Annotated in this window: 14 protein-coding genes; 5 read left to right on the forward strand and 9 right to left on the reverse strand. The window is 55.5% G+C overall.

Going from position 1 to position 12,329, the window contains the following annotated elements; genetic code table 11:
* Positions 1-92: 92 nt before the first annotated feature.
* From artP to artJ (HZZ01_RS07960), 5 genes are all read left to right on the forward strand, one after another.
* A complete protein-coding gene (gene artP, locus HZZ01_RS07940; protein ID WP_090962649.1) occupies positions 93-821 on the forward strand; it encodes an arginine ABC transporter ATP-binding protein ArtP in 729 nt (242 codons plus the stop codon).
* 16 nt (positions 822-837) lie between these two features.
* Complete coding sequence (artJ, locus tag HZZ01_RS07945) at positions 838-1,569, forward strand: arginine ABC transporter substrate-binding protein (protein WP_179896258.1); 732 nt, start codon at positions 838-840, stop codon at positions 1,567-1,569.
* Between the two features lie 6 nt (positions 1,570-1,575).
* Positions 1,576-2,292, forward strand: a complete 717-nt coding sequence (gene artQ, locus HZZ01_RS07950; protein WP_179896259.1) for an arginine ABC transporter permease ArtQ — start codon at positions 1,576-1,578, stop codon at positions 2,290-2,292.
* Positions 2,292-2,960: an arginine ABC transporter permease ArtM gene (gene artM, locus HZZ01_RS07955; RefSeq protein WP_179896261.1), complete on the forward strand. Its 669-nt coding sequence runs from the start codon at positions 2,292-2,294 to the stop codon at positions 2,958-2,960. The genes artQ and artM overlap by 1 nt, the downstream gene beginning before the upstream one ends.
* Before the next feature lie 115 nt (positions 2,961-3,075).
* On the forward strand, positions 3,076-3,807 hold the full coding sequence (gene artJ, locus HZZ01_RS07960; RefSeq protein ID WP_179896263.1) for an arginine ABC transporter substrate-binding protein: 732 nt from the start codon (positions 3,076-3,078) through the stop codon (positions 3,805-3,807).
* Between the two features lie 20 nt (positions 3,808-3,827).
* Here the strand turns inward: artJ (HZZ01_RS07960) and rlmC are convergent, their stop codons facing one another.
* The 9 genes from rlmC to nfsA all read right to left on the reverse strand — a co-directional run bounded on the left by rlmC (position 3,828) and on the right by nfsA (position 12,324).
* Positions 3,828-4,958, reverse strand: a complete 1,131-nt coding sequence (rlmC, locus tag HZZ01_RS07965) for a 23S rRNA (uracil(747)-C(5))-methyltransferase RlmC (RefSeq protein WP_179896265.1) — start codon at positions 4,956-4,958, stop codon at positions 3,828-3,830.
* 41 nt (positions 4,959-4,999) lie between these two features.
* Positions 5,000-5,467 carry a YbjO family protein gene (locus HZZ01_RS07970; protein WP_179896266.1) on the reverse strand — a complete coding sequence of 156 codons (468 nt, stop codon included), beginning with the start codon at positions 5,465-5,467 and terminating at the stop codon, positions 5,000-5,002.
* 75 nt (positions 5,468-5,542) lie between these two features.
* Complete coding sequence (gene potI / locus HZZ01_RS07975) at positions 5,543-6,388, reverse strand: putrescine ABC transporter permease PotI (protein WP_179896268.1); 846 nt, start codon at positions 6,386-6,388, stop codon at positions 5,543-5,545.
* Positions 6,385-7,347 (reverse strand): putrescine ABC transporter permease PotH, encoded by a 963-nt coding sequence (potH, locus tag HZZ01_RS07980; RefSeq protein ID WP_179896270.1) that lies wholly within the window; start codon positions 7,345-7,347, stop codon positions 6,385-6,387. The genes potI and potH overlap by 4 nt, the downstream gene beginning before the upstream one ends.
* Before the next feature lie 9 nt (positions 7,348-7,356).
* Positions 7,357-8,490, reverse strand: a complete 1,134-nt coding sequence (potG, locus tag HZZ01_RS07985; protein ID WP_179896271.1) for a putrescine ABC transporter ATP-binding subunit PotG — start codon at positions 8,488-8,490, stop codon at positions 7,357-7,359.
* A 123-nt stretch (positions 8,491-8,613) separates the two neighbouring features.
* The gene (potF, locus tag HZZ01_RS07990) at positions 8,614-9,723 is read right to left on the reverse strand and encodes a spermidine/putrescine ABC transporter substrate-binding protein PotF (RefSeq protein WP_010669743.1); all 1,110 of its coding nucleotides are present in this window, start codon (positions 9,721-9,723) and stop codon (positions 8,614-8,616) included.
* 387 nt (positions 9,724-10,110) lie between these two features.
* Positions 10,111-10,590, reverse strand: coding sequence for a YbjN domain-containing protein (locus HZZ01_RS07995; RefSeq protein WP_136197187.1), 480 nt, complete (start codon positions 10,588-10,590; stop codon positions 10,111-10,113).
* Positions 10,591-10,677: 87 nt separating this feature from the next.
* On the reverse strand, positions 10,678-11,580 hold the full coding sequence (gene rimK / locus HZZ01_RS08000; protein WP_179896273.1) for a 30S ribosomal protein S6--L-glutamate ligase: 903 nt from the start codon (positions 11,578-11,580) through the stop codon (positions 10,678-10,680).
* 21 nt (positions 11,581-11,601) lie between these two features.
* Positions 11,602-12,324, reverse strand: a complete 723-nt coding sequence (gene nfsA, locus HZZ01_RS08005; RefSeq protein ID WP_179896275.1) for an oxygen-insensitive NADPH nitroreductase — start codon at positions 12,322-12,324, stop codon at positions 11,602-11,604.
* Positions 12,325-12,329: the final 5 nt, after the last annotated feature.

Consider the following 12,329-nt stretch of genomic DNA (forward strand, 5'->3'; position numbering starts at 1 on the left):
CTGTTGTTTTACAAATTTTAACCCACCTTATTTGCATAACTATTCTGGTGACGTTAAAATCCGCGACACTAATAGCTATTCAAATCTGGCGCATGAGTATTCAACTAAACGCAATAAACTGCTTCTACGGTGCTCATCAGGCGCTGTTCGACATCAACCTTGAGTGTCCGCAAGGCGAGACCCTGGTACTGCTGGGTCCCAGCGGTGCAGGCAAGAGTTCACTGCTGCGGGTGCTTAACCTGCTGGAGCAGCCTCGTTCAGGTCAGTTGCAGATTGCCGGCAATCAGTTCGACTTCACTCAGAAACCGTCTGATGCCGCGATTCGCGAACTGCGTCAGAACGTCGGTATGGTGTTCCAGCAATATAATCTCTGGCCGCATCTGACCGTGTTGCAGAATCTGATTGAAGCGCCCTGCCGGGTTCTGGGCCTCAGCAAAAGCGATGCGCGTGCCCGTGCCGATAAGTTGCTTGACCGGCTGCGCCTCACGCCTTACAGCGATCGCTTCCCGCTGCACCTCTCCGGTGGTCAGCAGCAGCGTGTGGCGATTGCCCGCGCACTGATGATGGAACCGCAGGTCCTGCTGTTCGATGAGCCGACGGCCGCGCTGGACCCTGAAATTACCGCACAGATTGTCAGTATTATTCGCGAACTGGCGCAGACCCGCATTACCCAGGTGATTGTGACCCATGAAGTGGAAGTGGCACGTAAAACAGCCAGCCGCGTTGTGTACATGGAGAACGGTCGCATTGTGGAACAGGGTGATGCCAGCCGCTTTACACAGCCGCAAACCGAGGCGTTTGCTCACTATCTTTCGCACTAAGTCAGGATGCTTAAAAATGAAAAAAATGGTACTTGCTGCACTGCTTGCCGGTTTTAGCCTGAGCGCTACCGCGGCACAGACAATTCGTTTTGCGACCGAAGCCTCTTATCCTCCTTTTGAGTTTGTGGATGCGGACAACAAAATTCAGGGCTTTGACGTCGATCTGGCTAACGCGCTGTGTAAAGAGATTGACGCGACCTGCACTTTCACCAATCAGGCGTTCGACAGCCTGATCCCGAGCCTGAAATTCCGTCGCTTTGATGCGGTGATGGCGGGCATGGATATCACGCCGGATCGTGAAAAACAGGTCCTGTTCACCAAACCTTACTACGATAACTCGGCGCTGTTTGTAGCCCAGAAAGGCAAAGTTGCCAGCGTTGACGCGCTGAAAGGCAAGCGTGTTGGTGTCCAGAACGGCACCACTCATCAGAAATACCTGACAGATAAACACAGCGACATCACCATCGTTCCTTACGACAGCTATCAGAACGCAGTGCTGGACCTGAAAAATGGCCGTATTGATGCCGTATTTGGTGACACCGCCGTGGTCAACGAGTGGCTGAAGCAGAATGCTGCACTGGCTGCCGTCGGCGACAAAGTCACGGACAAAGCCTACTTTGGTACTGGCCTGGGCATTGCGGTACGTACCGGTAACACCGATCTGCAGACCAGATTCAATGGCGCGCTGGATAAGATCAAAGCGGATGGCACCTATAAAACCATCTACAGCAAATGGTTCCAGCAGTAATCTCTGATGAATGAAATGATGACCCTCGCAAGCGCCGCCGGTATGACCGTCGGCCTTGCTGTTTGTGCTCTCATCGCTGGCCTGGTGCTGGCGATGATTTTCGCTGGCTGGGAGTCACTGCGTCTGAGACCGCTGGCGTGGATTGGCACCGGCATGGTGACGCTGATCCGTGGCCTGCCGGAAATTCTGGTGGTGCTGTTTATCTATTTTGGTGCCTCACAGCTGCTGCTCACCCTCTCTGATGGTTTCACGCTGAACTTCGGGCTGTTTACGCTGCCGGTTCAGATGCAGATTGAGAACTTTGATGTCAGTCCTTTCCTGTGTGGCGTCATTGCGCTGGCGATGCTCTATGCCGCCTACGCCTCACAGACGCTGCGCGGCGCGCTCAAAGCGGTGCCTGTCGGTCAGTGGGAATCGGGACAGGCGCTGGGCATGAAAAAGTCGGCTATTTTTCTCCGGCTGATTATGCCGCAGATGTGGCGTCACGCTCTGCCCGGTCTGGGCAATCAGTGGCTGGTGCTCCTGAAAGATACCGCGCTGGTCTCGCTGATCAGCGTTAACGATCTGATGCTGCAGACCAAAAGTATTGCCACCCGAACGCAGGAGCCGTTTACCTGGTTCCTGGTGGCGGCCGCGATCTACTTAGTGATTACGCTGTTCAGCCAGGCGGTGTTACGCCGCATCGAACTGCGCACGACCCGCTTTGAACGGGGGAACAGCTAATGCTGGCCTATCTGCCTGAACTCCTGAAAGGGCTGCACACCAGTCTGACGCTGACGGCGGCCTCGCTGGTGGTGGCGCTACTGCTTGCGCTGCTCTTCACCGTGGTACTGTCGCTGAAAACACCGGTGTTTAATCCGCTGGTGAAAGGTTTTATTACGCTGTTTACCGGTACGCCGCTGCTGGTGCAGATCTTTCTGATCTACTACGGTCCGGGACAGTTTCCGTCGATCCAGCAGATCCCCTGGCTGTGGCATCTCCTGTCGCAGCCGTGGTTATGCGCGATGCTGGCACTGTCGCTGAACAGCGCGGCTTATACCACGCAGCTGTTTTACGGTGCGGTCCGGGCGATTCCTTCCGGACAGTGGCAATCGTGCGCGGCGCTTGGCATGAGCCGTAAAGACACCCTGCGTATTCTGCTGCCGTATGCATTTAAACGCGCCCTCTCCTCCTACTCGAATGAAGTGGTGCTGGTGTTTAAAGGCACCTCGCTGGCCTACACCATCACTCTGATGGAAGTCATGGGTCACGGCCAGTTGCTTTATGGACGCACCTACGACATCACGGTCTATGCCGCGGCAGGTCTGATTTATCTCTGCGTTAATGGTTTACTGACGCTGATGATGCGACTGATCGAAAAACGCGCTCTGGCCTTTGAACGACGTAACTGAATTCAGGGCGAGGCTCCTCGCCCTTCTCGCCTGAAAAACCACAAAAATTGCATAAAAATTCATTTTATGGCAGGGTATCGCCTTCTCTGACTGACCACATCACAGGAATTATAAAATGAAAAAATGGATTATTGCCGCTGCGCTGGCGTCACTCACGATGACAGCCCAGGCAGCAGAAAAGATTCGCTTCGCCGCCTCAGCGACCTATCCGCCGTTTGAAACGCTGGATCGGGAAAATAATCTGGTGGGGTTTGATATCGACCTGGCCAAAGCGCTGTGTCAGCAGATGAAAGCGGAATGCACCTTTACCAACAATGCCTTCGACAGCCTGATTCCGTCACTGAAATTCCGCCGCTATGATGCGGTCATTTCCGGCATGGATATCACCGCTGAGCGTAGCAAGCAGGTCGACTTTACCCAGCCCTATTACGCTAACTCCGCCATTGTCATCGCGCAGAAAGGCAAGTTCAGCAGCGTCAGTGATTTGAAAGACAAACGCATCGGTGTTGAAAACGGCACCACTCACCAGAAGTACCTTCAGGATAAGCATCCGGAAGTGAAAGCGGTGGCGTATGACAGCTATCAGAATGCGATTCTGGATATGAAGAATGGCCGGCTGGATGGCGTGTTCGGCGACAGTGCAGTGGTAAATCAGTGGCTGAAGACTAATCCGGATCTCGCCACGGTCGGTGAACATGTGACAGATACAGACTACTTTGGCACCGGCCTGGGCATTGCGGTGCGGAAAGGCAATACCGCGCTGCGCGATCGGTTCAATCAGGCGCTGACCGAACTGAAAGCCAACGGCAGCTGGCAGCAGCTTAATCAGAAATGGTTCCCGGAATAATTCCGGTCACGTCACCGGACTCAGTGGTGACGGCGGGTTAACAGCGTCAGCACTTCAAAATGGGCGGTGTGCGGGAACATATCGAACAGCTGTACCTTCGTGACCTCATACGCGCTCAGTCGGGCAATATCCTGCGCCATGGTCTGCGGATTACAGCTTGAATAGAGCAGATAATCCGGGGCCATCTGGCTGAGATAATCACACAACGCTTCACCTATCCCCCGACGCGGCGGATTCACCAGCACCAGCTGTGGCACCGCGTCGCGCCCGGACGCAAATGCCGTGGAATCCAGCGCCGCAAACTGCACTTTTTCCAGCCCCAGCATCTCAGCAGAACGTCGGGCGCATTTAATCGCCTCGGCGCTAATCTCAATACCCGTCAGTTCCATCTCCGGTGTCGCGCAGTGCAGGCCAAAACCGCCCACGCCACAGAAGAGATCCCACATGCTGTTCACCGGCAGCGCACGTACCCAGTCGCGCGCGGTGGCATAGAGCGCGCTGGCAACCTGCGGGTTGGTCTGGAAGAAACTCTGCGGACGGATCCACAGCGGCACGCCGTTGAAGTTCTCTGCCAGCGACTGCGCGGGCGTCAGCGCAATCTCCTCTTCCCCCTCCAGAATCGCCATATGCACCGGCTGAATATTGGCAGAGATGACCGCCAGCTGCGGCAGCTGTTGTTGCAGCCACGGCAATGCGGCACGCAGCTGTTCCAGCTTGGCAGTTGAGCGCAGGACAAAACGGAGCATAATGCCGCCCTGCTGACTTTCGGTGATCAGCAGGAATTTAAGCTCACCGCGTTTGCGTGCCACGTTATAGGGGGTCAGCCCGGCACGGGCGATAAAGGGCTTAAGCGCCGTAAACACCGGCTGGAAGCTGGCGGGATAGAGCGGGCAGTCGCACAGATCGACAGCCTCGCCATCACGATGAATTAACCCCAGCACCGGACGCTCCACACTGCCGCTGACTACCATTTTGGCTTTGTTACGGAATGCCTGCTGGGGTGAGGTAACCGGCGGCAACCAGGACGCAACCGGCTGCTCAGACAGTAACTGTTCCAGCATCGACTGTTTGTCGCTCAGCTGAGTGGGATAGGGTTTTTCCAGCCACTGACAGGAGCGGCAACGGTTAGCGTCATAAAGCGCGCAGTGCATGGTAAAGCCTTAACGATCGGGTCGGGCGGAGCGCGATTGTATCATCGCTTTCTGAAAAAAGCGCGGCTGCTGGCAGGCAGAAACAGCAGCATCAGCACCAGCAGATCGGGGATTTTCTGCGACAGCGTATGGTGGATAATCTGGACGTTATTGTCGCCATCAATGCTGAAAATTTCCGGGTAGATCCCGCCCAGCGAGGCGAACAGCATATAGATCAGCACAACCCCCTGCGTCGCCACATAGCCCCAGCGTCCACGATTACTGCCGCGCATCAGGGTAAAGGCGCAGCGTAGTTCGAACAGAAAGATCAGCTGGCTGGCGATAAAGATGAGTGTCGCGTCCCAGGACTGCGCGCTGCGATGAACAAAGTTGGCGAGTTCACTGTAACCCAGTTCGTTTGCCAGCATCAGAACGCTCAGGCAGCGGGTGGCGATAATAGCAATGCCCGCAACCGTCACCGGAACCGGTGCGCCTGAGAGCGTAGCGCTGCTTTTGAAGATTTCTGACATAGTCCGTGACTCCACCTGATCGAAAAACGGGCCGGTTAAACCGGCCCGCTCATATAGTGGCAAAGGTTAGGGATTTCAGCCACGTTTAGCTTTCTGAATATCGCTTAAACGCTGTTTTTCTTCGTGCGCCATGAATCGCCAGGCGATAAAACCGACGATACCGACCACAAACAGGATCAACGAAGCCAGCGCATTGATTTCCGGGTTAACACCCCGTCGCACGGTGGCGAAGATCGCCATCGGCAACGTGGTGGCCCCAGGCCCGGTCACAAAGCTGGCGATCACCAGATCGTCGAGCGACAGGGTAAACGCCAGCAGCCAGCCGGTGATAATAGCCGGCGCAATCATTGGCACGGTAATCACGAAAAAGACCTTCAGCGGCGTAGCGCCTAAGTCCATCGCGGCCTCTTCGATTGAGCGGTCCAGCTCACGCAGACGCGAGTTAATCACCACCGCCACATAGGCGGTACAGAAGGTGACGTGTGCCAGCCAGATGGTCAGCATGCCGCGTTCGCTCGGCCAGCCAAAGGCGTTGCCCATCGCGACGAACAGCAGCAGCAGCGACAGCCCGGTGATGACATCGGGCATCACCAGCGGCGCGGTCAGCATAAAAGCAAAACCGTTTTGTCCGCGGAAGCGACCAAAGCGCACAACGATCACCGCCGCCAGCGTGCCCAGCACCACCGCCATGGTGGCCGACAGCCCGGCAATGCTCAGACTCAGCAGCACCGCGTCGATCATCGCGCTGTCCTGGAATAGCACCCTGTACCAGTGGAACGAGAAGCTCTCCCACACCGTCACCAGCGGGGAGCGGTTGAAGGAGTAAACCACCAGCAGCAGCATCGGCGCATAGAGGAACAGGAAGCAGCAGACCAGAATGCCGGTACGCCAGGGCGAGCGGATGGTTGGCAAATTATTCATGCCTTCTCTCCCATTTCACGGTTTTGATGCTTATGGAACCAGATGATCGGCAGAATCAGAATCAGCAGAATAATCACCGCCAGCGCGGAGGCCACCGGCCAGTCGCGGTTGTTGAAGAACTCCTGCCACAGGATACGGCCAATCATAATGCTGTCCGGGCCACCCAGCAGTTCAGGAATCACGTACTCCCCTACCGCCGGGATAAACACCAGCATTGAACCGGCGATAATACCGCCTTTAGTAAGCGGCACAATCACACTGAAAAAGGTCTTCAGCGGACGCGCACCCAGATCCAGTGAGGCTTCCACCAGCGAGTAGTCGATTCGGGTCAGCGCGGTGTAGATCGGCAGCACCATAAACGGCAGATAACAGTAGACGATACCGATATACACGGCGGTGTTGGTGTAGAGAATCACCAGCGGATGATCGATCACACCCAGCCACAGCAGAAAGCGGTTCAGAATGCCGTTGTTGTTCAGCAATCCCATCCAGGCGTAGACGCGCACCAGGAACGAGGTCCACGACGGCAGGATCACCAGCAGCAGCAGAATGGTGCGCATCGACGGCTTGCTGTGCGCCACGGCCCAGGCGAGCGGATAACCAATCAGCAGACAGATTACTGTCGAGATCGCGGCCACTTTCAGCGACTGCAGATAGGCGTCGATGTAGAGCGGATCGTCGGTCAGCGTCAGGTAGTTGCCGAAATTGAGCACAATACTGAACTGGTCATCCGCCCAGCTTACCAGCTCGGTGTAAGGGGGAATCGCCCGCGCAATGTCCGCGAAGCTTATCTTCAGCACCGTCAGAAACGGCAGCAGGAATAACAGCACCAGCCAGACATAAGGCAGTGCGATGACCAGCTTGCGGCCATGCTGCATTTTTATCCGCGTGGCCCAGCGTTGCAGCGGCGTGCCGACCAGTCGGGCGGGCGCTTTGGCGCGTTGGAAAATCTGGCTCATAGCCGCTCCTTAAACCGTCAACACCACGCAGCTGTCGCTTTCCCAGCAGAGGCGAACTTCATCACCCCAGGTCGGCAACCCTTTGCGGTAGCGATGCGCGTTTTGCAACTGTGCGCTGATCATCTGTCCGCTGTGCAGACGGACATGGAAGATAGAGAGGTCGCCGAGATAGGCGATGTGAACCACTTCACCCACCGCAAAGTTATAGCCGTCGGCGGGCACATCATCACACAGCATCACTTTTTCCGGGCGCAGCGCAACATGTACCGGCACGTTATCGACAACCGAGACATCGGAATCGACTTTAAGCGGATGCATCAGGCCAGGACTGTCGATCACAAGGCCATCTGCCTGACGTTCACGGAGTAAGCCTTCGAAGACGTTAACCGATCCGATAAACTCCGCGCTGTAGCGGCTGGTCGGATGCTCGTAGATCTCCTCCGGTTCGCCAATCTGCACGAACTTGCCGCGATTCATAATCGCAATGCGGCCCGCCATGGTCATCGCCTCTTCCTGGTCGTGCGTCACCATCACGCAGGTCGCGCCAACGCGCTCCAGAATATCGACCACTTCCAGCTGCATCCTGTCGCGCAGTTTCTTGTCCAGAGCGCCCATCGGCTCATCGAGCAGCAGCAGTTTTGGCCGTTTCGCCAGGCTGCGAGCCAGCGCCACGCGCTGACGCTGACCACCGGAGAGCTGATGCGGTTTACGTTTCGCGAATTCCTGCATGTGCACCAGCGCCAGCATTTCGGCGACCCGACTGTTGATCTCCCCTTTTGGCAGCCGGTCCTGCTTCAGACCAAAGGCGATATTCTGCTCCACCGTCATGTGCGGAAACAGCGCGTAGGACTGGAACATCATGTTAATCGGGCGCTGATAGGGAGCAACGTGCGACAGATCCTGTCCGTCCAGCACAATCTGGCCGCTGGTTGGCGGCTCAAAACCGGCCAGCATGCGCAGCAGCGTGGACTTTCCACAGCCCGAGGCACCCAGCAGGGCAAAGATTTCACCTTTATAAATAGTCAGACTGACATCATCCACGGCATGCTGGCCGTCAAACGATTTGGTCAGATTGCGAATTTCCAGCAGCGGCGTTAATGCCTTTGCGGTTTTATTTTGAGGACGGGGAATAGCATCGTTCACAAAGGGTTCTCTCCGGAGCCAGGCGGAACATGGCGACAAAATTTGCCGCTAAAAATGGCACAACAGAGGCCAGGATTGCGCCTCTGTTGCTGATGCGTGACAGGTCAATCCGTTAAGGACGAACTACTTACCACTTTTTACTTTAGTCCATGCGCGCGTACGCACACGATCCAGTTTCGGATCCTGGACTTTCAGCACGAACAATTTCGACATCGCTTCTGGCGTCGGGAAGATACCCGGGTTGTTGCGAACGTCGGCATTGATCAGCGGCAGCGACGCTTTGTTGCCGTTGGCGTAGTTCATTTTGTTGGAGACATCGGCGATCACTTTCGGATCCATGATGTAGTTCAGCCAGGCGTAAGCACCGTCGAGGTTTTTCGCATCTTTCGGGATCGCCATCATATCGAAGAAGGCCAGTGCGCCCTCTTTCGGTACGCTGTAGCCCAGATGCACGCCGTTTTTCGCGGCATCGGCACGGTTTTTCGCCTGCAGAATATCGCCTGACCAGCCGATGGCGACGCAAATGTTGCCGTTGGCCAGATCGTTGATGTACTGCGACGAATGGAAGTAACGGATATTCGGACGCAGTTTCAGCAGCAGGTCAGTGGCCGCGCCGGAATACTCTTTGGCATCAGAGGTATTCGGATCTTTGCCCAGATAGTTGAGGACCGTCGCGAAAATCTCTTCCGGCGCATCCAGGAAGGAGACGCCACAGCTTTTCAGCTTCTCCAGGTTTTCTGGCTTCAGCACCAGATCCCAGCTGTTAACCGGTGCATCGGCGCCCAGTGCGGCTTTGACTTTGTCGATGTTGTAGCCGATACCGGTGGTGCCCCATAGATAAGGAATGGCATATTTGTTACCCGGATCGTGCTGCGCCACTTTTTCCATCAGCGCCGGATCGAGGTTTTTGTAGTTTGGCAGTTTGCTTTTATCCAGCGGCTGGAAGACACCTGACTGCAGCTGACGCGCCAGGAAGCTGGAGGATGGCACCACGACATCGTAGCCAGTGCTGCCCGCCATCAATTTGCCTTCCAGTACTTCGTTGGAGTCAAACACATCGTAGACCACTTTGATGCCGGACTGCTTTTCAAAGTTCGGCACGGTATCTGGCGAAATATAATCGGACCAGTTGTAGACGTGCAGCGTTTTATCTTCCGCCATGCTGCTGGCCGACGCGGCCATCAGCGCAGCAGCTACCACAGCTGACAGCCATTTCTGACGTGAGTTGAACATATTTTTCCATCCTCATGAGCGGGTCATTACAACGCTGCAAACCAGAGATCCCTGCATTGCGTTCCGGACAAAACGTCCGTGACACAATGAATCATTATTCAGCGGGAGTTTAATAGTAAAAACCTATAGCTGAAGCACAGTTACGCGCCTGTTACAGCTCCGCAAGCATAGCCCCCCTGGTCAGACTGCACCAGACCCCAGCGTAAAAAACGCCTGAAACCGATATTTTATGCATGTTTAAGCTATGAGGTTCGGCTTTGATGGCATAAACCACGACAAATATCTGGCGTTAAAGGGCAAAGTGCAGAATAAAAAATTATCGCGGCTGTGGATGGCGGGCATAAAAAAGCCGTCGCGGGGACGGCTTAGTGGGCGACCATGTCGGGCTTAGTGCAGCACAGAATGGACGCTGGTCACCGGAACGTGCTCTTCTTCTTCGCCCACAATCAGCAGATTGTTAGCAAAGGCTTCCAGGATCACCATGGAGATCTGCTCTTCACTCTGTTTCATAAAGTGGGAGAACTGACCAAAGGTTAATCCGGCGGTCGTGATCAGTGACTGACAGACAATAAGCTTCGGCAGATTATCATCCTGAATGTCGATAAATGCTTTCACCGTCAGTGAACTGGCATTGATTTGCGACAAATCGCCAACCAGTGGAATCAGCGCCGTTGGCTTCACTTCAGCCAGCGCCGAAAACAGAATGACGTTGTCGACCAGATCGATTTTGGCGTCAAACACCCCATCGAAGTTTTGCATGTGCGGCAGATGAAGTGCCTGACAGGCATCGCATTCGAACCAGGTGATATTTTGCTGATCCAGCCAGCGACGCAGCAGGTCGATATCCGGAACGACAAGAGAATCCATCGTAAAATCCCAGTAGGGTGATAAACAGGCGACTTAGCTTACGGAAAAATGGGCGACGATGCCATGAAAACCGCTGAAAAGCGCGTGTCAGCCAGCGGTTTTAGGACGGAGCCCGGGGATGGCCTGCTGCTCAATCCGCTCAATCATAAGCGCGGCGATGTTAAGGTCACTAATGGTTTCGATGCCTTCCAGGCCGGGTGAGGCGTTTACTTCCATTACCAGTGGACCGCGATGGGCGCGCAAAATATCGACACCCGCCACTTCCAGCCCCAGAGTCGCGGCTGCTTTCACGGCGATCTGCCGCTCCTGTGGCGTGATCTCTACCGGATAAGCTTTGCCGCCGCGATGCAGGTTGGAGCGGAAATCGCCCTCTTTCGCTACCCGCTCAATTGCGGCCACCACCTGATTACCGATTACCAGACAGCGAATATCACGCCCCTGCGCTTCTTTAATAAATTCCTGCACCAGAATATGGGCATTCAGCCCGCGAAAGGCATCGATGACGCTTTCCGCCGCCTGCCGCGTTTCCGCCAGCACCACACCAATACCCTGAGTGCCTTCTACCAGCTTAACCACCAGCGGCGCGCCGCCCACCATCGCGATCAGATCATCGGTGTCATCGGGCGAGGAGGCAAAACCGGTGACCGGCATGTCAATGCCCTCACGTGCCAGCAGTTGCAGCGAGCGCAATTTGTCCCGCGTGCGGGTAATGGCGGCCGATTCATTCAGGGGATAGCTGCCGCACATCTCAAACTGCCGCAGCACTGCCGTGCCATAGAAGGTTATGGCGTTGCCGATGCGGGGAATAACAGCATCGAAATGGCCCAGCGGTTCACCACAATAGTGAACCGCCGGTGAAGCGGAATTGATGTTCATATAGCAGGAGAGCGGATCGATGATTTGTATCACATGGCCGCGTGCGGCAGCCTCGTCACGCAATCGTCGGCTGGAGTAAAGCGTCTCATCACGTGACAGGATAGCTATCTTCATCGCTGCTCTCGTTTGCTGAAATTAACGCGTGGCCCAGCCCTGCTGATGCAGATAGTCAAGCATAAACGGACGCGTCTCTTTAATAATCAGCCGCTGAATCAGGTCGCTCCAGTTTTCGCTACGCTGGTTGCTGTCACGGTGCTGATAATAGAGTTCCGTGCGGCTATCGTATTCTGCCAATACCGCAGGATCCAGCGGCTGATAGCGATTCTCATGCACCAGCATCGCATGTGGCATACGCGGTTTGACGTCTGGCTTTGACTCCGGATGGCCCAGGCAGAAGCCAAACAGGGGCAGAACAAATTTCGGCAGGCCCAGCAGTTCAGTTACTTCCGCAATGCTGTTACGAATCCCGCCGATAAAGACGCCGCCCAGATCCAGCGATTCCGCTGCGACCATGGCATTCTGTCCCATTAGCGCGGTGTCGACGCAACCCAGCAGCAACTGCTCGGCACGGCCCAGTTGCGCATCCGGGCAAATCTGCAGGTGGCGATTAAAGTCAGCGCAGAAAACCCAGAACTCAGGCGCATCCGCGACCCACGTCTGTCCACCTGTCAGCGTCACCAGCTTGTCACGCAGCGCCTTGTCGGTGATACGGATAATAGAAGAACACTGTAAAAAGCTGGATGTGGACGCCGATTGGGCCGCATTAATAATCGCTTCACGCTGGGCTTCGCTGACCGGCTGGTCAGTAAAGGCGCGGATCGAACGGTGGCTGCACAGTAAATCAATGGTCGGTGTCATAAAGT

This window comes from Pantoea sp. WMus005, from assembly GCF_013415305.1.
Classification (GTDB): domain Bacteria; phylum Pseudomonadota; class Gammaproteobacteria; order Enterobacterales; family Enterobacteriaceae; genus Pantoea; species Pantoea rara.

Excerpts from the sequence above, each read along its gene's own strand:
- artP (WP_090962649.1), top strand. The coding sequence starts at position 93 with ATGAGTATTCAACTAAACGCAATAAACTGCTTCTACGGTGCTCATCAG.
- artJ (WP_179896258.1), top strand. The coding sequence starts at position 838 with ATGAAAAAAATGGTACTTGCTGCACTGCTTGCCGGTTTTAGCCTGAGC.
- artQ (WP_179896259.1), top strand. The coding sequence starts at position 1,576 with ATGAATGAAATGATGACCCTCGCAAGCGCCGCCGGTATGACCGTCGGC.
- artM (WP_179896261.1), top strand. The coding sequence starts at position 2,292 with ATGCTGGCCTATCTGCCTGAACTCCTGAAAGGGCTGCACACCAGTCTG.
- artJ (WP_179896263.1), top strand. The coding sequence starts at position 3,076 with ATGAAAAAATGGATTATTGCCGCTGCGCTGGCGTCACTCACGATGACA.
- rlmC (WP_179896265.1), bottom strand. The coding sequence starts at position 4,958 with ATGCACTGCGCGCTTTATGACGCTAACCGTTGCCGCTCCTGTCAGTGG.
- HZZ01_RS07970 (WP_179896266.1), bottom strand. The coding sequence starts at position 5,467 with ATGTCAGAAATCTTCAAAAGCAGCGCTACGCTCTCAGGCGCACCGGTT.
- potI (WP_179896268.1), bottom strand. The coding sequence starts at position 6,388 with ATGAATAATTTGCCAACCATCCGCTCGCCCTGGCGTACCGGCATTCTG.
- potH (WP_179896270.1), bottom strand. The coding sequence starts at position 7,347 with ATGAGCCAGATTTTCCAACGCGCCAAAGCGCCCGCCCGACTGGTCGGC.
- potF (WP_010669743.1), bottom strand. The coding sequence starts at position 9,723 with ATGTTCAACTCACGTCAGAAATGGCTGTCAGCTGTGGTAGCTGCTGCG.
- HZZ01_RS07995 (WP_136197187.1), bottom strand. The coding sequence starts at position 10,590 with ATGGATTCTCTTGTCGTTCCGGATATCGACCTGCTGCGTCGCTGGCTG.
- rimK (WP_179896273.1), bottom strand. The coding sequence starts at position 11,580 with ATGAAGATAGCTATCCTGTCACGTGATGAGACGCTTTACTCCAGCCGA.
- nfsA (WP_179896275.1), bottom strand. The coding sequence starts at position 12,324 with ATGACACCGACCATTGATTTACTGTGCAGCCACCGTTCGATCCGCGCC.